The following is a 24,851-nucleotide window of genomic DNA, read 5'->3' as shown; positions in this document are numbered from 1 at the left end:
TCGAGTGGCTTAACTGGATGATTGTAAAGCTAAAATTTGGTGGCCCCTGCTGGACTTGAACCAGCGACCAAGCGATTATGAGTCGCCTGCTCTAACCACTGAGCTAAGGGGCCGTGGCGGTGAATTATAAAGTAACTCCCCTCAGCAATCCAGCCATTCACACCTGCCTGCTGTTTTTATAAACAACGCATAATCAATCCTTTATACTTACCTTAAGATGCATAGACAGGAGTAGAGATGATCAACGATATTCTGGCCCCTGGCCTGCGGGTGGTGTTCTGCGGTATCAATCCGGGTAAGTCATCGGCGCACACCGGTTTTCACTTTGCTCATCCGGGAAATCGCTTCTGGAAGGTGATCCACCAGGCCGGTTTTACCGACAAACAGCTTAAGCCGGAAGAAGAGCAGCAGCTGCTGGATACGCGCTGTGGCATCACCATGCTGGTCGAGCGACCCACGGTGCAGGCAAGCGAAGTGAATCTGCATGAGCTGCGCGCTGGCGGGCGTGAGCTGATCGCGAAAATTGAAGACTATCAGCCCGCGGCGCTGGCGATCCTCGGCAAGCAGGCCTACGAGCAGGCGTTCAGCCAGCGCGGCGCCAGCTGGGGTAAGCAGAACATTACCATTGGCGTAACGCAGGTGTGGGTGCTGCCGAACCCGAGCGGGCTGAACAGGGCGACGCTGGACAAGCTGGTGGAGGCGTATCGGGAACTGGATGAGGCGCTGGTGGTGAGGGGGCTTTAGCTCCTCTGCGGCTTGATGCCCTCATCCTGACCCTCTCCCACAGGGAGAGGGAATAAACAAAAAAAAAGCTCCCGATTGGGAGCTTTTTCATTTCAGGACCGATTAATCGTCCAGGAAGCTACGCAGCACTTCAGAGCGGCTCGGATGGCGCAGCTTACGCAGCGCCTTCGCTTCGATCTGACGGATACGTTCGCGGGTAACGTCAAACTGTTTACCCACTTCTTCCAGCGTGTGGTCGGTGTTCATGTCGATACCGAAACGCATACGCAGCACTTTGGCTTCACGGGCGGTCAGGCCAGCCAGCACGTCGTGCGTAGCGGCACGCAGGCTCTCGGTGGTGGCAGAGTCCAGCGGCAGCTCGAGGGTGGTATCCTCGATGAAATCACCCAGATGCGAATCTTCATCATCACCGATTGGCGTTTCCATGGAGATTGGCTCTTTAGCGATTTTCAGCACTTTACGGATCTTGTCTTCCGGCATCAGCATGCGTTCAGCCAGCTCTTCCGGCGTCGGCTCGCGGCCCATCTCCTGCAACATCTGGCGAGAGATACGGTTGAGTTTGTTGATGGTCTCAATCATATGCACCGGAATACGGATGGTGCGCGCCTGGTCTGCGATAGAGCGGGTGATCGCCTGACGGATCCACCAGGTAGCATAGGTGGAGAACTTGTAACCACGACGGTATTCAAACTTATCTACCGCTTTCATCAGACCGATGTTGCCTTCCTGAATCAGATCCAGGAATTGCAGGCCACGGTTGGTGTATTTCTTGGCGATAGAGATAACCAGACGTAAGTTCGCTTCAACCATCTCTTTCTTAGCACGGCGGGCTTTCGCTTCACCGATGGACATACGACGGTTGATGTCTTTCACCTGCTCGATGGTCAGGCCGGTCTCTTCTTCAATCTGATGCAGTTTTTGCAGGCCGCGCTGTACGTCTTCTTTCACGTCGTGCAGCTTTTCAGACCACGGCTTGTTCATCGCGATAGCGGCGTTGAACCAGGTTTCGCTGGTTTCATTGCCGGTGAAGAGGGTAATGAAGTTCTTCTTCGGCATTTTGCACTGTTCAACGCACAGCTTCATGATGATACGTTCCTGGGTACGTACGCGATCCATCATCACGCGCATGCTGTTCACCAGGTAGTCGAACTGTTTTGGCACCAGGCGGAACTGTTTGAACACTTCAGACAGCTTCAGGATCTCTTCCTGAGCGGCGGCATGGCTGCGGCCTTTCGCTTTGATGGTGTCACGCGTCACTTCGTACTGGGTACGCAGCTCGGCAAACTTCTCACGCGCCAGTTCAGGGTCGATGCTGTTGTCATCGTCGCTGCTGTCGTCCTCTTCTTCTTCATCTTCGTCTTCGTCGTCATCCATCTCTTCCTGAGACAGCTCAGAACCGACGTGAGTGGCGGTTGGCGCCATATCTTCTTCAGCGTTCGGGTCGACAAAGCCAGTGATCAGATCGGACAGACGCGCTTCTTCCGCTTCGACGCGATCGTACTGCTCCAGCAGATAGGTAATCGCTTCCGGGTATTCGGCAACAGAGCACTGAACCTGGTTGATCCCGTCTTCGATGCGTTTTGCGATGTCAATTTCGCCTTCGCGGGTCAACAGTTCAACGGTACCCATTTCGCGCATGTACATACGGACCGGGTCAGTGGTACGCCCGATTTCAGATTCCACGCTGGACAGGACCTGTGCAGCAGCTTCTTCCGCATCTTCGTCAGTGTTGTTGGAGGTTTCAGCCAGCAACAGATCATCGGCATCCGGTGCTTCTTCCATCACCTGAATGCCCATGTCATTGATCATTTGGATGATATCTTCGATCTGATCTGAATCGACGATATCTTCCGGCAGATGGTCATTGACCTCGGCATAGGTCAGATAGCCTTGCTCCTTACCGCGTTGGACAAGAAGTTTCAGCTGTGACTGCGGGTTTTGCTCCATAAGACGGTATCCACACTTAATTCGTTTGATTGGTGTCGGCGATGGGCTGCCAACCTTTAAAGCGAGGGCGTACTTATATTTTTGCCGCTGCCTCTCAGTGCGGCTGCCGGGGGCTTCCCGATCGATATTCGGCACTTAAGCCGTTAAATTTTTTATTTCTTCGCCAGTTCCTGGTTAATCATCCAGAGCTCCCGGCGTTCTTCGCTGCTCAGGCCATGGGTGCGCTCGCGAGCTATCAACTCTTCCTGGCGCAACTCAAGCATCGAATCAAACATATGGTTGAGCGAGTCGGTGAACGTTTTTTCTGCGATATCCTTATCTGCTATATCGTCCCACATCGACAGTTTTTCAAGGGTAGCGGCCTCTTTTGTGCCGCGATAATGCTCTAAAAGTTGTCCGGTGGTCAGACCTGGCTGAGACAAACAAGTGTTGACCAATTCTGAAAATAAGCCAAGCCCGGGCAATTTTTCGTGGTTCAAACCCGCCAGCGACGGCACTTGCGGAGCAAGTTCGGGGTTTTGCACCAGCAACCCTATCAGTATACGCATGGTTGTGCGTTTTAGCTGAGGCGCGGGGCGTACCGTGCCGTTTTCAGCCTGTTTCGGCATTAAACGTTCAAGCTGGCTGTCATCCAGAATGCCGAGCTTGTTGCCTAACTCCTGACGCAGATAGATGCGCAGCGTTTCGCCGGGCACCTGGCTGATTAACGGCAGCGCCAGCGTGCTGAGCTGCGCGCGCCCGTCAGGGGTACTCAAATCAACCTGCGGCATCAGGCTGTTAAACAGAAACGTGGAGAGCGGCTGAGCCTGCTCCATCCGCGCTTCAAACGCCGCTTTGCCCTCTTTACGCACCAGCGTATCCGGGTCTTCACCGTCGGGCAGGAACATAAAGCGTAGCTGACGCCCGTCGGTCATATACGGCAACGCGGTTTCCAGCGCTCGCCAGGCGGCGTCGCGTCCAGCGCGGTCACCGTCGTAACAGCAAATCACGTTGTTGGTGACGCGGAACAGCAGCTGGATATGGTCCGCCGTGGTGGACGTTCCCAGCGACGCAACGGCATAGTTAATGTCGTACTGCGCCAGCGCAACAACATCCATATAGCCTTCGACGACCAGAAGACGCGGAGGTTCCGCATTATCCTGCTGTGCCTCATAAAGACCGTAAAGCTGGCGGCCCTTATGGAAAATATCGGTTTCCGGGGAGTTAAGGTATTTCGGCAGGGCATCACCCAGCACGCGACCACCAAAACCTATCACCCGGCCACGCTTGTCGCGGATCGGGAACATCACCCGCTCACGGAAGCGGTCGTAGCTTCGTCCCTGGTCGTTGGTGACCAGCATGCCTGCGTCGATGAGGGATTTACGATCTTCGCTATTGCCGCCAAAACGCTTTAACACGTTGTCCCAGCCGGGCGGGGCGTAACCAATAGCGAAACGCGCAATCACATCGTCACTCAGTCCGCGCTTGTTCAGATACTGACGCGCAGGCTCAGCCGCAGAGTGCTTAAGAGACTGTTGGTAAAACGAATTCAGGCCATCCATCAGTTGGTACAGCGTTTGCCGCTGATGGCGCTCGATCTGACTTGGCCCACTGCCTGCTTCATACGGCACTTCAAGGTTATGCATCGCCGCCAGCTCTTCGACGGTTTCAACGAACTCGAGCTTGTCGTAGTTCATCAAAAAATCGACGGCATTACCGTGTGCGCCACAGCCGAAGCAATGGTAGAACTGTTTTTCACCGTTTACGGTGAAAGAGGGGGTTTTTTCGTTATGGAACGGACAGCACGCATGGTAGTTCTTGCCCTGCTTTTTTAGCTTCACCCGCGCGTCGATGAGATCGACGATGTCGGTTCTGGCAAGCAGGTCATTGATGAAAACGCGTGGGATTCTTCCGGCCATATGCCCCAAAAATTTAAGCGACTTATAAACGAAAACAAGCCGCGCATTCCTTCCGGAAGCACGGCCTTACGACTACAACTCTGTCTGTCAATTGAGGGCTGTGGCCCTCAACAGATTAGTACAGACGAGTACGGCGTGCGTTTTCGCGAGCCAGTTTCTTCGCGTGACGTTTCACAGCGGAAGCTTTAGCGCGCTTACGTTCGGTCGTTGGTTTTTCATAAAACTCACGACGACGAACTTCAGCCAGAACACCTGCTTTCTCGCATGAACGTTTGAAGCGACGCAGTGCTACGTCGAACGGCTCGTTTTCACGTACTTTAATTACCGGCATGTAACTCTCACCTTTAATAAATTCGGTTTGCCGCTGGCATCAACGCCAGCTTATTTCAAAATGGTGCGGAATTTTACTGCAAATGCTGCTGCTTTGTAAAGCACCGATGCGATTTTGAAAGGGACTTTAATAAGGGTGAGGAGTATACACGAGGCTTCTTCCTGGGGCGAACAAAGTTTTACAACAATCCGCCCAGGCTCTACACTGCGCGGTATTGAAACGAGGTAAAACAAGTCATGCGTGTACTGGGTATTGAAACATCCTGCGATGAAACCGGCATCGCGATTTACGACGACGAAAAAGGGCTTCTGGCCAACCAGCTGTATAGTCAGGTGAAATTGCACGCTGACTACGGCGGCGTCGTGCCTGAACTGGCCTCTCGTGACCACGTGCGTAAAACGGTTCCCCTGATTCAGGCGGCGCTTAAAGAGGCCGGGTTGAGTGCAAAAGATATTGATGCCGTGGCCTATACCGCAGGGCCGGGCCTGGTCGGCGCGCTGCTGGTCGGCGCAACGGTAGGGCGTTCGCTGGCCTTCGCGTGGGATGTTCCGGCCATTCCGGTTCACCATATGGAAGGGCACCTTCTGGCGCCGATGCTGGAAGACAATCCGCCAGAGTTCCCGTTTGTGGCGCTGCTGGTTTCCGGTGGGCATACCCAACTGATTAGCGTAACGGGCATTGGCAAGTACGCGCTGCTGGGCGAGTCGATCGACGATGCTGCCGGTGAAGCCTTCGATAAAACCGCCAAGCTGCTGGGGCTGGATTACCCGGGTGGCCCGATGCTGTCGAAAATGGCGTCGCAGGGAACGGAAGGGCGCTTTGTCTTCCCGCGGCCGATGACCGACCGTCCGGGGCTGGATTTCAGCTTCTCTGGCCTGAAAACTTTCGCGGCCAATACTATCCGCAATAATGACGACAGTGAGCAGACCCGTGCCGATATCGCCCGTGCGTTCGAAGACGCGGTGGTGGATACGCTGATGATCAAGTGCAAGCGCGCGCTGGATCAGACCGGCTTTAAGCGCCTGGTGATGGCCGGTGGTGTCAGCGCTAACCGCACGCTGCGCGCGAAGCTTGCTGAGATGATGCAAAAGCGTCGCGGGGAAGTGTTCTATGCGCGTCCGGAGTTCTGTACCGATAACGGGGCGATGATCGCCTACGCCGGGATGGTGCGTCTGAACGCCGGCGCAACGGCTGACCTGAGCGTGTCCGTGCGTCCGCGCTGGCCGCTGGCGGAACTGCCTGAGGCGTGAACGGCTCTCCCGTCGTCGCGGCGGGGGAGTTTTATATTCTGATGTCGAACATCTGGTTCTTGATGATCAGAGAGTAAAGCTGGCAGTCGTTTTGCACATCCAGCTTTTCCATCGCCCGGATCTTATGCGCACTGACTGTTTTGATGCTCAGGTGCATATGTTGTGCAATCTCCTTCAAATTTAATCCGTTACATATCAGACGCAGCACATCGATTTCCCGCGGCGAGAGTTTCTCTATATCTGTCATCTCATGACGAAAAAGCATATTTACCAGCTGGCTTTCGATATAGATCTCACCTTTAAGAACTGTAGCAATCGCCTGGCTTAAGGTTTTCTCGTTGATATCCCGCGACAAATACGATCTGACGCCTTCCTTTAGCGCCTGACGAATCAATATGGCGTTTGCATAGGGCGAGAGCAGGATAATGCTGAGCGTAGGATAAGTCTGATGGAGCCATCTCAACAGCTTCAGACCGTCCATACCCGTGAGAGGAGAGCGATTAAAGCTGGTTGTCAGTGAATAGCTGAGGATAACGATATCGGGGTTATGCTGGCCAAGAAGCGACAGAAGTTCTGCGGAAGAGGCTGCTTCACCGGTCAAAACACATCTCTTATTCATGCCTGAGGCGGGTAACGAGAGCGCTTGCATCATTGAGGATAAGCCGCGGCGAATCAACGAGGATTCTTCAGCGATAACGATTTTAATGTCCATAATGATGCGTCGTATTAACCCTTACATGATAATGGCGGGGTTGGAATCCCTCGCAAGATATATCGTTATTAAAATCCAGGCTGCGGTAAAATAGCAGTAACAATGAGAGTATTTTTAACGGCGGCGGATATTGATTATTTCATTATGCTTAATCTTTACGGCTTTTGTATCCAGGTGTATCCTCGTGTTGCCAAATATAAAGAAATGAGATATGGATTTTTCTTATTCAATTATAGAAAGATCGTTCCCCCAGATTAGGAAGTTCTTATTCATCACGGTGCATGTATCACAGATACTGAAAAAGGAGAAATGTCGATTCACAAAGGAACCGTGATTACCATGAAAAAAAGTACCTTGTCCCTTTTTATTTGTGCAGCAATTTCATTTTCCGCTACGGCAGAAAATCAGGTGCAAAATGAGTTTGCACATGACAATGCGACCTACACAGCAATTGTACTCAAGCTAAAACCCACTACAGGTTTGCTAAAAGCGACAAACAATAAAATTACCCTGAATGATCCTTCCCTTATCACCACAAATATGTTTCGGCCGACTAATTTGCGGAGTTCAAATCAGTCATCCGAGTTAACGGAACTCAATAAACGCTATGGCTTTGACCGTTATCTGCGTATCGCGTTACCGCAAGATAAACGTCAGGATAAAACCTACATTAACCATATTATTACTGAGCTGGAGCAGAATCAGAACGTTGAGTTTGTTTATCCGGAGGCCGAACCGGTGTCGCTGGATGAAAACGCCCTTACGCCGCAGGTTAAATCTTCGGTAAATAATAATTTAACGTCTGCTGCCGTTCCGGATTTTCGCAATAAGCAGGATTATCTTAAAGCTCCTGATGTTAAGCGCGCCGGTTATTATATGGGGGGCGTAAACCGCGAAAGCGTTGATCACTATGCAGGCAGTGCCGGTGAAGGGGTGACGATTATTTCAACGGAGATTTATCCCTGGAATACCCACCACCTCAACTTACCGCCAATGAGTCTCAGCTCTGGAAAGACAACCTATGTTGAAAAGCAAGATCATGACACCGCTTCCGTCGGGATTATGACAGCGAAAGATATTGGCACCGGTATTCGAGGGATAAGCTGGAAAAGCCGACTGGGGTACGCGGCCTCAGCGCATAATAACCTCTATAATTTAATTCCGTTGCTAAAAGCTGGCGATGTGGTGCAGATCGGGGTACACGTAGCGGGCGGTTATCCAGCGGGTTGTCAGAAGGATTGCTGGGTGGCAATGGAGTCCGAGCCCGCCTATTACGATGTGATTAAAGCGCTGACGGATAAAGGCGTTCACGTTATTGAGGCGGCAGGTAACGGGAACGTCAACCTGGATAGCCCTGGCTTCCAGGGTGAGTTTGACGTGAACGTGCGGGACTCCGGGGCTATCCTGGTGGGTGCGTTTTGTGCAAAGGACGGTAAAAAAGCGTCGTTCAGCACCTATGGTTCGCGCGTCACCAGCTCTGCATGGGGCTGCTGGGACGTAGTGAGCACAGGTTATGGCGATCTCTATAAAAATGGCGGCGTTAACGATTCTTATACCGCGACGTTTGCCGGAACTTCTTCCTCGAACCCGATTATTGCGGGTGTGGTAGCCAGCCTGTCAGGCATCGCCAAAGCCAACGGTATTACCGTGACACCGCGGCAGATGCGTCAGATTCTGGCGGAGACCGGAACGCCACTGGCCAACGGAGATTCGGCAAAAGTGGGTACTCAACCTGACATGGAGCGTGCGGTGGCCCGTATTATGGCGCTCAAAGACGGTAGCACGCCTGTCGCGCCGGCTCCAACGGCTGTGGCAGGCGCAGATTACGCTCTGGTTTCTCCGACCACGGGGGTGATCACCTACGCGCTGGACGGCAGTAAGAGCCTGAATGCCAAATCGTATAACTGGCGTGTGACGAAAGGGGCAGAAACCTTCTCGCTGGAGGCGACACTGAACGGCACGCTGGTGAAGAGCGTGGACAACGCGCATGCCTATGCCGTCATTCCTGCCAACAGCGAGGGTGAAGCGACCTTTACGCTGACGACGACCGGCGCGGATGGGCGAACCGCGACGGACAGCATGACCATCACCGTCAGTAAACCGGCGGTACCGGCTAAGGATGACACCCCGGCAAAAGATGACACACCGGTAAATCCTGCGGCACCGGCCTATAACGCCAAAATTGCCTATCCAACCCGATGCACCAAAGTGTCTTACAACGGTAAAGTTTGGCTCAACCAGTGGTATGTCAACCCGGGGCAAGAAACGCCGGGAACTGGCGGCCAGTGGGGCGCATGGCGCGAACAAGGGTCTTCCAATAACAGCTGCAAATAACAATCACGGCCTGGCGTTATGCCAGGCCTTTTTTCAGATCCGCAGCATTCCTTTCTCTTCCAGAAACGCAATAATCGTCGCTAAACCGTCGCCCGCCTTCAGGTTGGTAAACGTCCACGGGCGCTCGCCGCGCATGCGATTAGTGTCGCGCTCCATTACCTCCAGCGACGCACCGACGTACGGCGCGAGGTCGGTTTTGTTGATCACCAGAAAATCGGATTTGGTGATCCCCGGCCCGCCCTTGCGCGGGATTTTTTCCCCTTCGGCCACGTCGATGACGTAGATGGTGAGGTCCGCCAGCTCCGGGCTGAAGGTCGCGCTCAGGTTATCCCCGCCGCTTTCCACGAAGATCAGATCCAGATTGCCGAACTTCTCGCTCAACGCTTCCACCGCCGCCAGGTTCATTGAGGCATCTTCGCGGATGGCGGTATGCGGGCAGCCGCCCGTTTCCACGCCCACGATGCGCTCTGGCTCCAGCGCACCCGCCTCGGTCAGGATGCGCTGATCCTCTTTGGTATAGATATCGTTGGTCACCACCGCAAGATGATAGGTGTCGCGCATCGCCTTGCAGAGCGCTTCCAGCAGGGCGGTTTTGCCCGACCCTACCGGGCCGCCCACGCCCACGCGCAGGGGATGTTTGTAATCAGCCATGTTGATTCCTCAGGAACGGAATAGTCGTGAATATTGGGTTTCATGGCGCGCAGAGGCGATGGCCGACAGCGGCGTAGCGGCCCCCAGCGCGTCGTCGTCACGTAAAAATGCCTGTTCAAACCCGGCGGCAAAATGGTCGCTCAGGTCGATAATCAGCTGTTGTGCGGCCTGCTGCCCAAACGGCACCAGCTTGACGCCCGCCATCACCGCGCTCTCTATCCAGCTGTAGCCGAGGCTCAGCGCCAGCTCGCGCGCGCTAATGCCCCAGCGCACGCCGAGCCACGCCATGCCGCCGAGCTGGCTTTGTATAAACAGCGGTAGCCATTCTGGCGGGCAGGCGGGTTCCCAGCTCTTAATCAGCCGCGTAAAGGCTGCCCCACGGTTGCGTTCTTCATCGCGCAGCTCGCGCGTTTCCCGACAGGCGAGCAGGTATGCCGTCCAGCGTTTTGCTGCCGCGATGTCCTGCTTCGCGCAGGCACAATACAGGCGGATAAACAGCGGCAGGTCGACGCAGAAAAAGCTCTGCTCCATCTGCTGGATCTGCCAGCGCCTGAAGGCCTCAGCGTCCGTGACCCACCCGGCCTCGACAGCCCACTCCAGCCCCTGCGACCAGGTAAACGATCCGACCGGCAGGCTACTGCTGGAGAGCTGCATCAGGCGCAGCCGCTGGCGGGCGTGCTCCATCAGCTCATCAGCGCCAGCAGGGCGGAGACGATCAGCCCGCCGCCGAAGGTTTTACGCAGGCCGTCGTGACGGCGCAGCAGCAGCCCTGCCGCGAAGCTGGCACACAGCACCGTGGCGCTGGCTAACATAAACCCGCTGGTGAAGAGCCAGAAGCTGTGGCCGGACATCTCCACGCCGTGCGCCCAGCCGTGGAACATCGCCAGGGCTGGCACCGCCAGCAGCAGGCGATTTTCAGTCTTAAACATCATCACGCCGCAGACCGCCAGCGAGGCGATAATCAGCATCTCCATGCCGCTAAAGCCGCCGAGCAGGCTGCCCGCAACGGCACCAGCAAGCATCATGCCGAGCGTCGCTAACGGCAACAGCAGCTTGCGGCCGCTCAGGGCGGAGAGCACGCCAGCCCCCGTCAGCATCAGCAGGTGATCCAGCCCGGTCAGCGGATGGAGAAATCCGGCCTGGAAGCTGTCGGTCCCGTGGCCGGGATGCGCGAGCGCGGGAACGGAAAAAGCCAGCAGTAACAGCGGTAAGTACTTGCGCATGATGAGTCCTTAATGTGAATGAGCGTGAGAGTGGCTATGGCTGTGGGCATCGCTGGTGTAAGCGCCCGCTTCCGGTTCAAATGGCAGGCTGGCGAAGGTCACCTCCAGCCCGAACTGACGCAGCATATCGTCGAGGACGTGGTCGTGGTGGTAGCGCAGTTCGCCAGGCATTATTTGCAGCGGTACGTGACGATTGCCCAGGTGATAACAGGCGCGGGCGAGCAGGAACGGGTCGGCGCAGCGCACCACGGAAACCGACTCCGGGGCGGCGATCACTTCGATCACCTCGCTGCCATCGTCGGTAGTCAGCAGGTCGCCCCCGCGCAGCAGCAGGCCGCGCGGCAGCATTAGCCCGGCTTCGCGGCCGTCGTTCAGCGCCACGCGGGCGCGGCTTTTCACCCGCACGTCAATCGGCAGCGTGACGCTGGCGGTAGTCGGATGCGCGTGGTCCAGGCGTTGGGTCAAATAGATCATCATCACTCCTCAAAACAGGAAATAGCGTTGCGCCATTGGCAGAACGTCAGCCGGTTCGCTGGTTATCAGTTCGCCGTCGACGCGCACCTCGTAGGTTTGCGCGTCAACGGTGATATTGGGCTGTAAATCGTTGTGGATCATGTCGGCCTTTTTCACCGCCCGGCAGCCCTTCACCACCGCCGTGGCGCTTTGCAGGCTGAACTGCTGCGGGATGCCGTTCGCACTGGCGGCCTGCGAGATAAACGTCAGCCGCGTGGCGTGACGTGCGGCGCCCAGCGCGCCAAACATCGGGCGGTAATGCACCGGCTGCGGCGTGGGGATCGAGGCGTTGATGTCGCCCATCGGCGCGCAGGCGATCATCCCGCCTTTGACGATGGTGGCGGGTTTGACGCCAAAGAAGGCGGGGGACCAGACCACCAGATCCGCCAGCTTGCCCGCCTCAATAGAACCGACCTCATGGGCGATGCCGTGGGTCAGCGCTGGGTTGATGGTGTATTTGGCGACATAGCGCTTCACGCGGAAGTTATCGTTATCGCCGGTCTCTTCCGGCAGTGCGCCGCGCTGCACCTTCATGCGGTGCGCCACCTGCCAGGTGCGGATAATCACTTCCCCCACGCGGCCCATTGCCTGTGAATCTGACGAGGTGAGCGAGAACGCGCCGATATCGTGCAGCACGTCTTCGGCGGCGATGGTCTCCCGGCGAATGCGGGATTCGGCAAACGCCACGTCCTCGGCGATATCCGGGTCGAGGTGATGGCAAACCATCAGCATGTCCAGGTGCTCGTCGATGGTGTTGACCGTGTAGGGCAGCGTCGGGTTGGTGGAGGAGGGCAGAATATTCGGGTGCGCGCAGGCGGTGATGATATCCGGCGCATGGCCGCCGCCCGCCCCTTCGGTGTGGAAGGTGTGGATGGTGCGCCCGGCGATGGCGGCCAGCGTGTCTTCGACAAAACCGGACTCGTTCAGCGTGTCGCTGTGCAGCGCCACCTGAATATCCATCTCTTCAGCGACCTCCAGCGAGCAGTTGATGGTCGCAGGCGTCGCGCCCCAGTCTTCGTGGATCTTAAGCCCGATGGCACCTGCGGCGATCTGCTCGCGCAGCGCGTCCGGGTTGGAGCCGTTCCCTTTACCCAGCAGGCCAATATTCACCGGTAGCGTATCGGCTGCCTGCAACATGCGGGCGATATACCACGGCCCCGGTGTGCAGGTGGTGGCGTTTGTGCCTGCCGCAGGCCCGGTGCCGCCGCCGATCATGGTGGTGACGCCAGACACCAGCGCCTCTTCCGCCTGCTGCGGACAGATCCAGTGGATGTGGGTGTCGATCCCGCCTGCGGTGACGATCTTCCCTTCGGCGGCGATCACCTCCGTTGCCGCGCCAATCGGGATCGTCACGCCGGGCTGAATGTCCGGGTTTCCGGCTTTGCCGATGGCGAAGATCCGCCCATCTTTTACGCCGATATCCGCTTTCACGATCCCCCAGTGATCGACGATCAGCGCGTTGGTGAGCACCAGATCCACGCAGTCGTCGGCGGTCATCTGCCCCTGTCCCATGCCGTCGCGGATCACTTTTCCGCCGCCGAATTTAACCTCTTCGCCGTAGATCGTGAGATCGTCTTCCACTTCGATCCACAGCTCGCTGTCGGCCAGCCGCACTTTATCCCCGGTAGTGGGGCCGAACATATCGGCATACGCCTGGCGTGAAATCTCAGCCATGTTTCACCTCGCCCATGACCTCGCCGCGAAAGCCGAAAATGCGCTGTGCGCCCGTCACCTGCACCAGCGTCACTTCCCGCTTCTGGCCGGGCTCGAAGCGCACGGCAGTGCCGGCCGGGATGTTCAGCCGGTAACCTCGGGTGGCTTCGCGATCGAACTTCAGCGCCGGGTTGACCTCGTAAAAGTGGTAGTGCGATCCGACCTGGATCGGCCTGTCGCCGTGGTTTTCCACGATCACACTTCGGGTTTCGCGCCCGACGTTGAGAGCAATGTTTCCGGACTGGATCCGGTATTCGCCTGGGATCATCACGCGCTCCTTACACGATCGGGTTGTGGACGGTGACGAGCTTGGATCCGTCCGGAAAGGTGGCTTCCACCTGGATATCCGGGATCATCTCCGGCACGCCTTCCATCACCTGATCGCGCGTCAGGACGTGGCGGCCGGCTTCCATCAGCGAGGCGACGGTTTCGCCATCGCGCGCGCCTTCCATAATAAAGGCGCTGATCAGCGCGACCGATTCCGGGTAATTGAGCTTTACCCCGCGCGCGAGGCGGCGTTCGGCAACCAGCGCGGCGGTGAACAGCAACAGCTTGTCTTTTTCTCTGGGAGTCAGTTCCATAGCGTTTCTCTTATGTTTGCCAGATGCGCGGCGAACAGGCGGTTTTGGAAGTTAAAAGCGGGCGAAGCGACTGCCATATATCGCGCATCACCCGCTGACAAATCAGGTTGTCGTGGGAGAGAAAACGCACCGACAGCAGATCGTCGGTGAGCGTCGCCCCGCCAACGTTTTCCAGCGGGGCGAGAAGCGCACGCACCGCGTCGAGAAGTGCTTCCCGGGCCGGATAGAACAGCAGCGTGCCGACCCACGGATGGTCCGCGACGGGCGTCAGATCGCCACTGCTGAGATGCAGTCGCTCAATCAGACGCGGCTCGCCATCCACCCACACCTCAAGGCGGTTCTCCAGCGTGCCGTGGCTGAAGGTTTCGTTTATCACCGGACGGCCCAGACAGTACAGTTCCCACGCCAGCAGCGTGCTGGTGGCGTGCAGGTGAAAGACGGAACGCAGCGCGGCGTTAGCGCCGGGGAAAATAATGGTGTCCTGCGGCAGCCACTCCAGCGTGGCCTCTTCGTCGAGGTAAAAATGCTGACTGAGGCAGGCCAGCGGGCCGCTGCTGCGATAGAACTTGCTGGCGCCGGGCATGGTAATGAGGGCATGGCTTTTGGCGTCGAGCCGCACGGAAATATCCAGCGTATCTCCGCCCACAATTCCGCCTGGCGGGTGCAGCAGGTAAAGGTGGCAGGTTTCCCCTTCGGGATAAAACGGACGCTGAACGGTGAGCGGCCCGCTGTGACGCGCGGAATGGAGGAGGGTTTTCTCAGGGGTATGACAAAACTGGAGGGCAAGCGAGGCCTGCCAGCCTTTGTATGAATTATCAGTGACCTGAGTTGCTAACATGGTGCTTCCATTTCCACACTATCGGGGTACGTTTCAGTATGCCCTGGCGGAAATGAAGGCTGTCATATGAGTCGCTTATGGATAAAAAAACCGGCTCATGTGAGCCGGTTTCAGTAATGTAGGCCGGGTAAGCGCAGCGCCACCCGGCAAGAAAGGCTAGCGATAATCCTCTGCATCCACATCATACCCCGACGGCTCCCAGCGGATCGCCAGCAGCGACGCCAGACCGATAAACGGCGCCAGCGCAATCACCCAGAACACGGCGGTATCCAGCGAGGCGACCAGCAGCGGGAACAGAAACAGTGACAGCGTTGAACTGCTGCGCATCAGCGTCTGGTTAAGCCCCACGCCCACGCCGCGCAGCGAGGTCGGGTAGCTCAGGGAGGCAAACGTCATGGTATGCGCACCTGGACCAAAACCCTGACCAAACAGGAACAGCGCCAGCATCGCGACGGCGACCACGCCTTCCGTAGCCCCGTCAGGGCGGCCAATCAGCGCCAGGCCGAGCAGTGCCGCAAGCTGGCACGCATAACCCGCCAGAGACATCCGCCATGCGCCGAAGCGCGGAACATAGCGCACCGCCAGCAGCCCGCCGACAAACGCGAACAGCAGGTTAAGCGCCAGCGAGATCAGAATGGTGGTCAGCATCGACTGCACAAAGAAGCTGGAGATGATCACCGGCAGGCCAAAGGCTACGGCGTTATAGGCGAACGAGGAGACCACTGACAGCAGCGTGGCGAGCGTGGTACGCCGCAGATAGATACCGCGGAACAGGTTCAGGTAGTTCGACCATTTTGCCTTGTTCACGACAGGCGCGGGCTGGTCGAGCGCATCCTGCGGTACGTGGGCATTAATATTGTAAGACTGCCGCAGGATGGACGCCGCCTCCTTCAGATTGCCCTGATTCGCCGCCCAGACCGGGGATTCGCTCATATAGCGGCTGCGGATGGCGATAATCACCAGCGCGGGCACCGCGCCAAAGCCAAGGATCAGACGCCAGAGCCAGTCGCTGTGGCTTTCCGGCAGCACGGCGTAAAAGAAGAGCACCAGAAGATAAGAGATGCTGATGGCCGCGTACCAGGTGGGGCACCACATTGCGACGCTGGAGGCTTTATTCCCCGGGCCTTTCAGCCTGGCGAACTCGCTGAGAAACGCCATCGCGACGGGAAGGTCGATCCCAACGCCAAGACCCATCACAAAGCGCGCGCCCGCAAGCACATATTCGTTCGGGGCCAGCGCACAGGCGATAGCGGCAACGACAAAGAACACCATGTCGGCCATAAAGACGCGGTAGCGCCCGATTTTATCCGTAAGATAGCCGCCGAGCAGCGCCCCGACAATCGCGCCAAAGGTAATCGCCGAGGCCACCATGCCGGTACCGGCGGGCGTCAGGTTAAATTCGCGGGTGATGTCTTTGATGCCGAATGCCAGCGCGCCGAGATCGTAGGCATCGAGGAAAATTCCCCCGAGCGCGATACCGACCACGATGCGGGCATTGGCCCGGCCCTGAGAGCCGTCATTAACGAGACGTGAAACGTCCGATGCGCTGCGTACCCACTTGATGTCGCCATCCGGGGTGTTTCCTGCCGCTGGAAGGGGAGTTGAATCTGTGATTTCTGCCATTTTCTTTTTGTGTGGTTGTGTTGTGTCTCTAACAGTTACCACAGGCAGAAGGTGACAAAAATCACATTTGGTTATAAGGCATAACGAACGGTTTACTGAGCGTCTTTCTTTTTACGCCTGAGCTTCGTCCAGATCTTCGTTTCCTTACGCCGCCACAGGCGCTGAATGTTGTCGTGATGGCGCAACAGGATCAGACACGAGAGCATCGACACCGGGAAGGTAAACTGCGGTTTAAACCACCAGACATAAAACGGGGCGATCAGTGCGCTGACGATGGCGCCCAGCGACGAATAACCGCTCAGCAGAATGGTCAGCAGCCAGGTGCCCGCCATCACGCCGGTGAGATCCCAGCCGATCGGCGCAATCGCGCCAAACGCGGTGGCAACGCCTTTACCGCCTTTAAAACCAAAGAAAACGGGCCAGATGTGGCCGACGCAGGCGGCGATGGCAATCAGCCCCAGCCAGAAGGGTGTGACGCCGAGCGCATACGCGCCCCAGACGGGAAGCATTCCTTTCAGAACATCAAAAATCAAAACCGCTACGGCTGCTCCCTTGCCGCCAATTCGTAGTACATTGGTCGCCCCCGGATTCCCGGAACCACTTTCACGCGGGTCAGGCAACCCGGCGATGCGGCAGACCAGAATGGCGCTGGAGATTGAGCCGCAAAGGTAGGCGAGGATAATCATTCCAGGCGCGATTGCACTCATAACGCTGTTCCGTTTTGAAAATGTATCTGTATTCTCAGCATCTGTGGATAATACGCATAATTCGCCGGAAGTGGTATCCGGTTTAGCCAAAAAGCAGGCAGGTCGTGATGGATATTGTATTTATAGAGCAACTTTCGGTAATCACCACAATTGGTGTTTACGACTGGGAACAGACCATCGAGCAGAAACTGGTGTTCGATATCGGAATGGGCTGGGACAACCGCAAGTCAGCAAAAAGCGATGATGTGAATGACTGTCTGAGCTACGCCGACATCAGTGAAACGGTCATCGCCCATGTGGAAGGGCAACGTTTTGCGCTGGTAGAACGCGTGGCGGAAGAGGTAGCAGACCTGCTGCTGAGCAAATTTAACTCCCCATGGGTGCGCATTAAGCTAAGCAAGCCGGGAGCGGTGGCGCGCGCCGCCAATGTGGGCGTGATTATCGAGCGTGGCACAAATCTGAAAGGAAAGATTTAACGTCATAATAGCTAAACCATTTTAGGTTATATCGGTCTTAAAGCTGTATCTTTCACGGTTGTCCGCGTGGGACACCGTTTTTTTATATCTTTTTAGGGGTTTATAGATGAGCGATATGCACTCGCTGCTGGTGGCGGCAATACTGGGTGTGGTCGAAGGATTGACGGAGTTTTTGCCGGTGTCCAGTACGGGCCATATGATTATCGTTGGCCATCTCCTGGGCTTTGAAGGCGATACCGCAAAGACGTTTGAGGTGGTGATCCAACTGGGCTCTATCCTGGCGGTGGTCGTGATGTTCTGGCGACGTCTGTTTGGTCTGATCGGTATCCACTTCGGGCGTTTGCCGCAGCGTGAAGGAGAGGGCAAAGGGCGCCTGACGCTGATTCATATTCTGCTCGGGATGATCCCGGCGGTGGTGCTGGGGCTGGTGTTCCACGACACCATTAAATCGCTCTTCAACCCGATTAACGTGATGTACGCGCTGGTTGTCGGCGGCTTCCTGCTGATTGCCGCCGAAGTGCTGAAGCCAAAAACCCCGCGTGCGGAAGGTCTGGACGATATGACGTATCGCCAGGCGTTTATGATTGGCTGCTTCCAGTGTCTGGCGCTGTGGCCGGGCTTCTCCCGTTCAGGGGCAACCATTTCCGGCGGGATGCTGATGGGCGTGAGCCGTTACGCGGCGTCTGAGTTCTCGTTCCTGCTGGCGGTGCCGATGATGATGGGCGCCACCGCGCTGGATCTCTACAAAAGCATCGGCTTCCTGACCGTGGGCGACATTCCGATGTTCGCCGTGGGCTTTATCACCGCCTTTATTGTGGCGTTGATCGCCATCAAAACCTTCCTGCAACTGATTAAGCGTATTTCGTTTATTCCGTTCGCGATCTACCGCTTTATCGTCGCGGCTGCCGTGTACGTGGTCTTCTTCTGATGACCGACCGCCCTCAGTCTTTCGGCTGAGGGCAACGTTTTTCCTTCCACGCTGCAACCGCATCAATCCGCCGCTTCGTCAGCTCTTCGCGGATCGCCGGGCCTTTAAACCCTGCCTCCACCACCTCTTTCGTTGGCACCGCTTTCGCCACGTCCCACGCCTCACGCAGCAAACGACCCTGCGGATAATCGGACGCTTCAAACCCGGTGCGGCCGCGCACGTCGGCTTCGCTGGTCAGCGCAATTTGCTCCACGCGCTGCGGTTTGCGCCAGGCGTCGATGTTATCAAACAGCCTGACGATGGTGGCGGGTTTCAGGATCGGGAAGGTGTGGATCAGGTCGTGAAACTCGGCCACCAGTTTTGCCAGATCGCGAATGTCATTCGGCACGCGCAGGCGCTGGCAAAGCCCTTCAACCAGCTTCACGCCAGCCGGACCGTGCCCGTGGTGGCGTGGCCACAACTCCTTTGGCGTTAACCCTTTGCCGAGGTCATGGCAGAGGGTGGAAAAGCGCACGTCCACCTCCGGGCTGAGCATGGCGGCCATGCTCAGCGTCATCAGGGTGTGAATGCCGGTATCAATTTCCGGGTGCCATTTCGCCGGGGCGGGCACGCCAAACAGCGCGTCTATTTCCGGGAACAGCACTTTCAGCGCCCCGCAGTCGCGCAGAACCTGGAAAAAGACCTGCGGATTACGGGTAGTCAGGGCGTTTTCGGTCTCTTTCCAGACGCGTTCTGGCGTCAGGTGTTCCAGCTCGCCCGCGTCGGTCATGGCCGTCATCAGCGCCATCGTCTCGTCGGCGATGCGGAAGCTGAGATGGGCATAACGGGCGGCAAAACGCGCCACGCGCAGTACGCGAAGCGGATCTTCAGAAAAGGCGGGGGAGATATGGCGTAAAAGACGGTCACGCAGATCGTTCTGGCCGCCGTAGACATCGATAATATGGCCGTTTTCGTCCTGCGCCAGGGCATTAATGGTGAGATCGCGGCGCAGTAAGTCCTGCTCCAGCGTCACATCCGGCGCGGCATAGCAGGTGAAGCCGGTATAACCGGAACCGGATTTCCGTTCGGTACGCGCCAGGGCGTACTCTTCCCGGCTTTTCGGATGGAGGAACACAGGAAAATCGCGGCCTACCTGCTGGTAGCCCGCGTCAATCATCGCTTCGGGCGTGGCACCGACCACGACCCAGTCTTTATCTTTGACCGGCAGACCTAATAACGCATCACGTACCGCACCACCGACCAGATAACTCTTCACGCCAACACTCCCGTTTTCTCTTTTCGCAAGATGATACGTAAGTGTGGCAGAGAAGACGAGTTAGTTCATCCAGCGGTCTTTACGTTTACGGCTTGGAATAAGGTGAGGAAGCACCAGACCCAGCACCAGACCGACGCCCAGCACCCCGCCGCCATACATAAACCACTGCATGATGATGGTGCGTTGTTTGTCATCCAGCTGTAGATTCGCGGCGTTCACTTTCTTCTGCGCGACGATGAGCTCATTTTTCAGCTTCTGATTTTCATCTTTCAGACCGGCGATCACACTGTCGCTTTGCGCCACTTTCTGCTGCATCTCTGCGGTGCGCTGGTTCCAGGTGCCGTCAATGTTGTTCAGCTTATCGGTCAGGGTTTTCACCTGATTTTCCAGATCCGGCACGCGGGTGCGCAGGCTCGGCACCGTGCTCAGCTCTTTCAGCGGGATCCATGAGGTGCGGCCAGAGCTGTCACGAACCTGACCGTAATTGGTGTCTGCATTGGTTTGCAGCAGAGTCACTTCCTCGCCGGCATTTACCGTACCCACGAGGCGATAATTGTCTCCAGGGCCGCTGCGTACCCAGGTATTCAGTTCATCAGAAACGTAACGTTTCTCTTCAGCGTGGACCGCGGTTGCGGCGCTAAAAGCGAGTAAAGTAAGTCCAATCAGGCGTAATTTAAGCATATCAGTCGTTATTTTCATAAAAAGTGGAACGATAGTAGTGGTATCAGTGTCGCTACGCAAAGGATTCATCATCAATCGGAATCATCTGTGTCATGATTTCCACCGCTTTAAACTTTTACGCCCGTCAAATTGCTCATTGCGTGGCAATTTGGCGCAAAATACTATGTACTGACAAACAAATGGCGAGGAAGTTCGCCTTCATCGACGCGTCTGTGACGCACGCAAAAGTACAAGGCTATGGCACAAGAGATCGAATTAAAGTTTATCGTCGAAAAAGACAGCGCTGACGCGCTCCGCCAGCATCTGAATACGCTGTCCGGCGAGCACCATGAACCCGTACAGCTGCTCAACATCTATTACGAAACGCCGGACAACTGGCTGCGCAACCACGATATGGGCCTGCGCATCCGGGGTGCGAACGGGCGCTACGAGATGACGATGAAAATCGCCGGTCGCGTGGTGGGCGGTTTGCACCAGCGTCCGGAATACAATATCGACATCAGTAAGCCAGAACTTGAGCTGGATCGTTTTCCGGCGGAAGTGTGGCCGGAAGGGACGCTGCCCGCAACGCTGTCGGCAGAGGCGCAACCGCTGTTCAGCACCGATTTCTGGCGTGAAAAATGGCTGGTGACGGAAGGCAAGAGCCGCATTGAGATCGCGTTCGATCGGGGTGAAATTAAGGCGGGTGAAGAGCAGGAGCCGATCTGCGAATTGGAACTCGAACTGCTGGAAGGCGAGGCGAGCGACGTGCTGAAGCTGGCGCACAAGCTGGTGAACCAGCCTGGCCTGCGTCAGGGCAGCCTGAGTAAAGCGGCGCGCGGCTATCACCTGGCCGCCGGGAATGCGCCGCGCGTGCTGCGAGAAACCCCGATTCTGCGCGTTGTGCCGAAAGCCTCCGTTGAGCAGGGCATGGAAGCGGCGCTGGAGCTGGCGCTCTCTCAGTGGCAGTACCACGAGGAGCTGTGGGCGCGTAACGTGAAAAATGCCAAAAAACAGGTGCTGGCCGCTATGGGGCTGGTGCGTCATACCCTGACGCTCTTTGGCGGCATTGTACCGCGTAAAGCCAGCACTCACTTACGTGATTTGCTCACTCAAACCGAAACGCTGATGCTTTCCGACGTGTCGGCACAAACGGCGATCTACAGCCCGCAAAACGCCGGCGCGAAACTGGCGCTGACCGAGTTTCTGGTGACGCGCGGCTGGCGTATTTTCCTCGATGCGAAAGGGCAGACCAAAATCGCGGAAAACTTCAAACGTTTTGCGGATATCCACCTCTCCCGTCACGCGGCCGAGCTGAGAACCACCTTTGCGCATCCGCTGGGCGACCAGTATGGCGATCAGCTTCCCCGCCTGGCGCGTAACATCGACAGCATGTTGCTGCTGTCAGGTGCGTATGAGGGCGTGAAGGCGCAGGCCTGGCTGGAGAACTGGCAGGGGCTGAAGCATGCCATCGAGACCCGTCAGCAGATCGAAATCGAGCATTTCCGCAACGAGGCCATTTCGCAGGATCCGTACTGGCTGCACAGCGGAAAACGTTAATTCTGGCAAGGAACCCCTGATATGCCGCTTTCTTCGCAGTTACAACAGCACTGGCAGACCGTTTGCGAACGCCTGCCTGAGTCGTTACCTGCGTCATCGTTAAGCGAGCAGGCGAAAAGCGTGCTCACGTTCAGTGATTTTGTGCAGGAGAGCGTCAGCGCCAACCCGGACTGGCTGGCAGAGCTGGAAAGCGCGCCGCCGCAGGCTGACGAGTGGCGGCATTATGCTGGCTGGCTGCAAACCGCGCTGGCAGAGGTGGCAGACGAAGCCACGCTGATGCGCGTACTGCGTCAGTTCCGCCGCCGGGTGATGGTACGCATTGCCTGGGCGCAGGCGCTGGAGCTGGTGAGCGAAGAGAGTACCTTGCAGCAGTTGAGCGAGCTGGCGCAGACGTTGATTGTCGCCGCGCGGGACTGGCTCTACGCCGCCTGCTGTAAAGAGTGGGGCACGCCGTGCAGCGAAGCCGGGGTTCCGCAACCGCTGTTGATTCTGGGGATGGGCAAGCTGGGCGGCTGCGAGCTTAATTTTTCCTCAGACATCGACCTGATTTTTGCCTGGCCGGAGAACGGCTCCACGCGCGGCGGTCGTCGCGAGCTGGACAACGCCCAGTTCTTTACTCGCCTGGGGCAGCGGCTGATTAAGGCACTGGATCAGCCCACCCAGGATGGTTTTGTCTACCGCGTGGATATGCGTTTGCGTCCGTTTGGCGACAGCGGTCCGCTGGTGCTGAGCTTTGCCGCGCTGGAAGATTATTACCAGGAGCAGGGTCGCGACTGGGAGCGTTACGCGATGGTCAAAGCGCGGATCATGGGTGACAGCGACGATGCCTGGGCCAACGAGCTGCGCGCCATGCTGCGCCCGTTTGTGTTCCGCCGCTACATCGACTTCAGCGTGATCCAGTCCCTGCGAAATATGAAAGGGATGATTGCCCGCGAGGTGCGTCGCCGTGGCCTGAAGGACAACATCAAGCTCGGCGCGGGCGGTATTCGTGAGATCGAATTTATCGTCCAGGTCTTCCAGCTAATACGCGGCGGGCGTGAACCTTCTCTGCAATCCCGCTCGCTGTTGCCGACGCTGAGCGCTATCGAGCAGCTGCATCTGCTGCCGGAAGGCGATGCGCAAACGCTGCGTGACTCTTACCTCTTCCTGCGTCGTCTGGAAAATTTGCTGCAAAGTATCAACGACGAACAGACCCAGACGTTACCGGGCGACGAGCTGAACCGGGCGCGTCTGGCCTGGGGGATGCGGGTGGATGACTGGGCGGCGCTGACGGAACGGCTGGAAGCGCATATGGCGGGCGTGCGCCGCATCTTTAACGATCTGATCGGCGACGACGAAAGTGAATCGCAGGACGATGCGCTCTCCGAGCACTGGCGCGAGCTGTGGCAGGACGCGCTCCAGGAAGATGACACCACGCCGGTGCTGGCGCACTTAAGCGACGATGCCCGCCATCGCGTGGTGGCGCTGATTGCCGATTTCCGCTTCGAACTGAACAAACGCGCCATTGGCCCACGCGGTCGTCAGGTGCTGGATCATCTGATGCCGCATCTGCTGAGCGATGTCTGCTCCCGCGAGGATGCGCCGGTGCCGCTGTCGCGCATGATGCCGCTGCTGAGCGGGATCGTCACGCGTACCACTTACCTTGAACTGTTAAGCGAGTTTCCCGGCGCGCTGAAGCACCTGATTTCTCTCTGCGCCGCCTCGCCGATGGTGGCGAACAAGCTGGCGCGTTATCCGCTGCTGCTGGACGAACTGCTCGACCCGAATACGCTGTATCAGCCGACGGCGACGGACGCCTACCGCGACGAGCTGCGTCAGTATCTGCTGCGCGTACCGGAAGAGGACGAAGAGCAACAGCTTGAGGCGCTGCGTCAGTTTAAGCAGGCGCAGATGCTGCGCGTGGCGGCGGCAGATATCGCCGGCACCCTGCCGGTAATGAAAGTGAGCGATCACTTAACGTGGCTGGCGGAAGCGATCATCGACGCGGTTGTCCATCAGGCGTGGGTGCAGATGGTGGCCCGCTACGGGCAGCCGAAACACCTTGCAGAGCGCGAAGGCCGCGGTTTTGCGGTGGTGGGTTACGGCAAGCTGGGCGGCTGGGAGCTGGGCTACAGCTCCGATCTGGATCTGATTTTCCTCCACGACTGTCCGGCAGACGTCATGACCGACGGCGAACGTGAGATTGACGGGCGGCAGTTCTACCTGCGTCTGGCCCAGCGCATTATGCACCTGTTCAGCACCCGCACCTCATCCGGCATTCTGTATGAAGTGGATGCGCGTCTGCGCCCGTCCGGCGCGGCAGGCATGCTGGTCACCTCGACGGAGGCTTTCGCCGACTATCAGAAGAACGAAGCCTGGACGTGGGAGCATCAGGCGCTGGTGCGCGCCCGCGTGGTATACGGCGATCCGCAGCTCAAAACGCAGTTTGATGCGATCCGCAAGGCGGTCATGACGACCCCGCGCGAGGGCAGTACGCTGCAAACCGAAGTGCGGGAAATGCGGGAGAAGATGCGCGCGCACCTTGGCAACAAACATCGCGATCGCTTTGATATTAAAGCCGATGAAGGCGGCATTACCGATATCGAGTTTATCACTCAGTACCTGGTGCTGCTGCACGCGCACGATAAGCCGAAGCTGACCCGCTGGTCGGATAACGTGCGCATACTGGAACTGCTGGCGCAGAACGACATTATGGATGAGCAGGAGGCGCAGGCATTAACCCGCGCCTACACCACGCTGCGTGATGAGTTGCACCATCTGGCCTTACAGGAACAGCCGGGCCATGTGGCGCTGGACTGTTTCACCGATGAACGCGCGCAGGTGACCACAAGCTGGCAGAAGTGGCTGGTGGAACCGTGCGTAACAAAACAAGTGTGATATTATCGCGCGCAAATTGTGAATCTTTCT

Annotated in this window: 23 protein-coding genes and 1 tRNA gene; 7 read left to right on the top strand and 17 right to left on the bottom strand. The window is 57.3% G+C overall.

Translation table 11 applies throughout. The annotated features are described in order from the left end of the window. Nucleotides 1-37: 37 nt before the first annotated feature. Nucleotides 38-113, bottom strand: a tRNA-Ile gene (locus ACQG1Y_RS20310). 124 nt (nucleotides 114-237) lie between these two features. Between ACQG1Y_RS20310 and mug the strand changes: the two genes are divergently transcribed. After that, complete coding sequence (gene mug, locus ACQG1Y_RS20305; protein WP_017384024.1) at nucleotides 238-744, top strand: G/U mismatch-specific DNA glycosylase; 507 nt, start codon at nucleotides 238-240, stop codon at nucleotides 742-744. Between the two features lie 102 nt (nucleotides 745-846). On the opposite strand, the gene rpoD is transcribed toward mug, so the two are convergent. The 3 genes from rpoD to rpsU form a co-directional block, all read right to left on the bottom strand. After that, complete coding sequence (rpoD, locus tag ACQG1Y_RS20300; protein WP_015571912.1) at nucleotides 847-2,691, bottom strand: RNA polymerase sigma factor RpoD; 1,845 nt, start codon at nucleotides 2,689-2,691, stop codon at nucleotides 847-849. Nucleotides 2,692-2,843: 152 nt separating this feature from the next. Continuing rightward, a complete protein-coding gene (gene dnaG / locus ACQG1Y_RS20295) occupies nucleotides 2,844-4,589 on the bottom strand; it encodes a DNA primase (protein ID WP_003862574.1) in 1,746 nt (581 codons plus the stop codon). A 115-nt stretch (nucleotides 4,590-4,704) separates the two neighbouring features. Further along, nucleotides 4,705-4,920 (bottom strand): 30S ribosomal protein S21, encoded by a 216-nt coding sequence (rpsU, locus tag ACQG1Y_RS20290; protein WP_001144069.1) that lies wholly within the window; start codon nucleotides 4,918-4,920, stop codon nucleotides 4,705-4,707. 236 nt (nucleotides 4,921-5,156) lie between these two features. Here rpsU and tsaD point away from each other — a divergent pair, with 236 nt between their 5' ends. Beyond that, the gene (tsaD, locus tag ACQG1Y_RS20285) at nucleotides 5,157-6,170 is read left to right on the top strand and encodes a tRNA (adenosine(37)-N6)-threonylcarbamoyltransferase complex transferase subunit TsaD (protein WP_015571911.1); all 1,014 of its coding nucleotides are present in this window, start codon (nucleotides 5,157-5,159) and stop codon (nucleotides 6,168-6,170) included. A 31-nt stretch (nucleotides 6,171-6,201) separates the two neighbouring features. On the opposite strand, the gene ACQG1Y_RS20280 is transcribed toward tsaD, so the two are convergent. Continuing rightward, nucleotides 6,202-6,882, bottom strand: coding sequence for a LuxR C-terminal-related transcriptional regulator (locus tag ACQG1Y_RS20280; protein WP_414234775.1), 681 nt, complete (start codon nucleotides 6,880-6,882; stop codon nucleotides 6,202-6,204). 558 nt (nucleotides 6,883-7,440) lie between these two features. Between ACQG1Y_RS20280 and ACQG1Y_RS20275 the strand changes: the two genes are divergently transcribed. Continuing rightward, nucleotides 7,441-9,216 (top strand): S8 family peptidase, encoded by a 1,776-nt coding sequence (locus tag ACQG1Y_RS20275; RefSeq protein WP_246933373.1) that lies wholly within the window; start codon nucleotides 7,441-7,443, stop codon nucleotides 9,214-9,216. Nucleotides 9,217-9,249: 33 nt separating this feature from the next. On the opposite strand, the gene ureG is transcribed toward ACQG1Y_RS20275, so the two are convergent. The 10 genes from ureG to plsY form a co-directional block, all read right to left on the bottom strand. Further along, entirely contained in the window at nucleotides 9,250-9,867 is a 618-nt protein-coding gene (gene ureG, locus ACQG1Y_RS20270; protein WP_003862566.1) for an urease accessory protein UreG, read from the bottom strand. A 9-nt stretch (nucleotides 9,868-9,876) separates the two neighbouring features. Next, nucleotides 9,877-10,551 (bottom strand): urease accessory protein UreF, encoded by a 675-nt coding sequence (locus ACQG1Y_RS20265; RefSeq protein ID WP_246933371.1) that lies wholly within the window; start codon nucleotides 10,549-10,551, stop codon nucleotides 9,877-9,879. Beyond that, a complete protein-coding gene (locus ACQG1Y_RS20260; RefSeq protein ID WP_015571909.1) occupies nucleotides 10,551-11,090 on the bottom strand; it encodes a HupE/UreJ family protein in 540 nt (179 codons plus the stop codon). Before ACQG1Y_RS20260 ends, ACQG1Y_RS20265 begins: the two co-directional genes overlap by 1 nt. A 9-nt stretch (nucleotides 11,091-11,099) precedes the next feature. Continuing rightward, on the bottom strand, nucleotides 11,100-11,564 hold the full coding sequence (gene ureE / locus ACQG1Y_RS20255) for an urease accessory protein UreE (RefSeq protein ID WP_063138839.1): 465 nt from the start codon (nucleotides 11,562-11,564) through the stop codon (nucleotides 11,100-11,102). Between the two features lie 9 nt (nucleotides 11,565-11,573). Then, nucleotides 11,574-13,277, bottom strand: coding sequence for an urease subunit alpha (ureC, locus tag ACQG1Y_RS20250; protein ID WP_086524056.1), 1,704 nt, complete (start codon nucleotides 13,275-13,277; stop codon nucleotides 11,574-11,576). Further along, nucleotides 13,270-13,584: an urease subunit beta gene (locus ACQG1Y_RS20245; protein ID WP_015571906.1), complete on the bottom strand. Its 315-nt coding sequence runs from the start codon at nucleotides 13,582-13,584 to the stop codon at nucleotides 13,270-13,272. Before ACQG1Y_RS20245 ends, ureC begins: the two co-directional genes overlap by 8 nt. Before the next feature lie 10 nt (nucleotides 13,585-13,594). After that, on the bottom strand, nucleotides 13,595-13,897 hold the full coding sequence (locus ACQG1Y_RS20240; RefSeq protein ID WP_003862556.1) for an urease subunit gamma: 303 nt from the start codon (nucleotides 13,895-13,897) through the stop codon (nucleotides 13,595-13,597). A gap of 10 nt (nucleotides 13,898-13,907) precedes the next feature. Beyond that, nucleotides 13,908-14,735 (bottom strand): urease accessory protein UreD, encoded by an 828-nt coding sequence (locus ACQG1Y_RS20235; RefSeq protein WP_032669209.1) that lies wholly within the window; start codon nucleotides 14,733-14,735, stop codon nucleotides 13,908-13,910. A 156-nt stretch (nucleotides 14,736-14,891) separates the two neighbouring features. Then, a complete protein-coding gene (locus tag ACQG1Y_RS20230) occupies nucleotides 14,892-16,358 on the bottom strand; it encodes an MFS transporter (protein ID WP_045343345.1) in 1,467 nt (488 codons plus the stop codon). Between the two features lie 92 nt (nucleotides 16,359-16,450). After that, nucleotides 16,451-17,065 (bottom strand): glycerol-3-phosphate 1-O-acyltransferase PlsY, encoded by a 615-nt coding sequence (plsY, locus tag ACQG1Y_RS20225; RefSeq protein WP_017384031.1) that lies wholly within the window; start codon nucleotides 17,063-17,065, stop codon nucleotides 16,451-16,453. Between the two features lie 107 nt (nucleotides 17,066-17,172). On the opposite strand from plsY, the gene folB reads away from it, so the two are divergent. Together folB and bacA are read left to right on the top strand one after the other, a co-directional pair. Then, nucleotides 17,173-17,541 (top strand): bifunctional dihydroneopterin aldolase/7,8-dihydroneopterin epimerase, encoded by a 369-nt coding sequence (gene folB, locus ACQG1Y_RS20220; RefSeq protein ID WP_368740815.1) that lies wholly within the window; start codon nucleotides 17,173-17,175, stop codon nucleotides 17,539-17,541. Between the two features lie 106 nt (nucleotides 17,542-17,647). Continuing rightward, nucleotides 17,648-18,469, top strand: coding sequence for an undecaprenyl-diphosphate phosphatase (gene bacA / locus ACQG1Y_RS20215; RefSeq protein ID WP_003862545.1), 822 nt, complete (start codon nucleotides 17,648-17,650; stop codon nucleotides 18,467-18,469). Nucleotides 18,470-18,482: 13 nt separating this feature from the next. On the opposite strand, the gene ACQG1Y_RS20210 is transcribed toward bacA, so the two are convergent. Next, nucleotides 18,483-19,724, bottom strand: coding sequence for a multifunctional CCA addition/repair protein (locus ACQG1Y_RS20210; RefSeq protein WP_023304444.1), 1,242 nt, complete (start codon nucleotides 19,722-19,724; stop codon nucleotides 18,483-18,485). Between the two features lie 60 nt (nucleotides 19,725-19,784). Beyond that, on the bottom strand, nucleotides 19,785-20,405 hold the full coding sequence (locus tag ACQG1Y_RS20205) for a TIGR04211 family SH3 domain-containing protein (protein WP_001303390.1): 621 nt from the start codon (nucleotides 20,403-20,405) through the stop codon (nucleotides 19,785-19,787). A 237-nt stretch (nucleotides 20,406-20,642) separates the two neighbouring features. On the opposite strand from ACQG1Y_RS20205, the gene ACQG1Y_RS20200 reads away from it, so the two are divergent. Both ACQG1Y_RS20200 and glnE read left to right on the top strand, forming a co-directional pair. Further along, on the top strand, nucleotides 20,643-21,944 hold the full coding sequence (locus ACQG1Y_RS20200) for an inorganic triphosphatase (protein WP_045911500.1): 1,302 nt from the start codon (nucleotides 20,643-20,645) through the stop codon (nucleotides 21,942-21,944). 21 nt (nucleotides 21,945-21,965) lie between these two features. Further along, complete coding sequence (gene glnE, locus ACQG1Y_RS20195) at nucleotides 21,966-24,821, top strand: bifunctional [glutamate--ammonia ligase]-adenylyl-L-tyrosine phosphorylase/[glutamate--ammonia-ligase] adenylyltransferase (protein WP_047062689.1); 2,856 nt, start codon at nucleotides 21,966-21,968, stop codon at nucleotides 24,819-24,821. Nucleotides 24,822-24,851: the final 30 nt, after the last annotated feature.

Origin of the sequence: Enterobacter cloacae complex sp. 397G4 (assembly GCF_050031515.1) — a bacterium.
Lineage (GTDB): Bacteria > Pseudomonadota > Gammaproteobacteria > Enterobacterales > Enterobacteriaceae > Enterobacter > Enterobacter hormaechei_C.
The sequence above is the reverse complement of the archived record's forward strand: the minus strand, read 5'-3'. Positions and strand labels throughout refer to the sequence as shown.

Coding starts and splice junctions, on each gene's coding strand:
- mug (WP_017384024.1), top strand. CDS start 238: ATGATCAACGATATTCTGGCCCCTGGCCTGCGGGTGGTGTTCTGCGGT.
- rpoD (WP_015571912.1), bottom strand. CDS start 2,691: ATGGAGCAAAACCCGCAGTCACAGCTGAAACTTCTTGTCCAACGCGGT.
- dnaG (WP_003862574.1), bottom strand. CDS start 4,589: ATGGCCGGAAGAATCCCACGCGTTTTCATCAATGACCTGCTTGCCAGA.
- rpsU (WP_001144069.1), bottom strand. CDS start 4,920: ATGCCGGTAATTAAAGTACGTGAAAACGAGCCGTTCGACGTAGCACTG.
- tsaD (WP_015571911.1), top strand. CDS start 5,157: ATGCGTGTACTGGGTATTGAAACATCCTGCGATGAAACCGGCATCGCG.
- ACQG1Y_RS20280 (WP_414234775.1), bottom strand. CDS start 6,882: ATGGACATTAAAATCGTTATCGCTGAAGAATCCTCGTTGATTCGCCGC.
- ureG (WP_003862566.1), bottom strand. CDS start 9,867: ATGGCTGATTACAAACATCCCCTGCGCGTGGGCGTGGGCGGCCCGGTA.
- ACQG1Y_RS20265 (WP_246933371.1), bottom strand. CDS start 10,551: ATGGAGCACGCCCGCCAGCGGCTGCGCCTGATGCAGCTCTCCAGCAGT.
- ACQG1Y_RS20260 (WP_015571909.1), bottom strand. CDS start 11,090: ATGCGCAAGTACTTACCGCTGTTACTGCTGGCTTTTTCCGTTCCCGCG.
- ureE (WP_063138839.1), bottom strand. CDS start 11,564: ATGATCTATTTGACCCAACGCCTGGACCACGCGCATCCGACTACCGCC.
- ureC (WP_086524056.1), bottom strand. CDS start 13,277: ATGGCTGAGATTTCACGCCAGGCGTATGCCGATATGTTCGGCCCCACT.
- ACQG1Y_RS20245 (WP_015571906.1), bottom strand. CDS start 13,584: ATGATCCCAGGCGAATACCGGATCCAGTCCGGAAACATTGCTCTCAAC.
- ACQG1Y_RS20240 (WP_003862556.1), bottom strand. CDS start 13,897: ATGGAACTGACTCCCAGAGAAAAAGACAAGCTGTTGCTGTTCACCGCC.
- ACQG1Y_RS20235 (WP_032669209.1), bottom strand. CDS start 14,735: ATGTTAGCAACTCAGGTCACTGATAATTCATACAAAGGCTGGCAGGCC.
- ACQG1Y_RS20230 (WP_045343345.1), bottom strand. CDS start 16,358: ATGGCAGAAATCACAGATTCAACTCCCCTTCCAGCGGCAGGAAACACC.
- plsY (WP_017384031.1), bottom strand. CDS start 17,065: ATGAGTGCAATCGCGCCTGGAATGATTATCCTCGCCTACCTTTGCGGC.
- folB (WP_368740815.1), top strand. CDS start 17,173: ATGGATATTGTATTTATAGAGCAACTTTCGGTAATCACCACAATTGGT.
- bacA (WP_003862545.1), top strand. CDS start 17,648: ATGAGCGATATGCACTCGCTGCTGGTGGCGGCAATACTGGGTGTGGTC.
- ACQG1Y_RS20205 (WP_001303390.1), bottom strand. CDS start 20,405: ATGCTTAAATTACGCCTGATTGGACTTACTTTACTCGCTTTTAGCGCC.
- ACQG1Y_RS20200 (WP_045911500.1), top strand. CDS start 20,643: ATGGCACAAGAGATCGAATTAAAGTTTATCGTCGAAAAAGACAGCGCT.
- glnE (WP_047062689.1), top strand. CDS start 21,966: ATGCCGCTTTCTTCGCAGTTACAACAGCACTGGCAGACCGTTTGCGAA.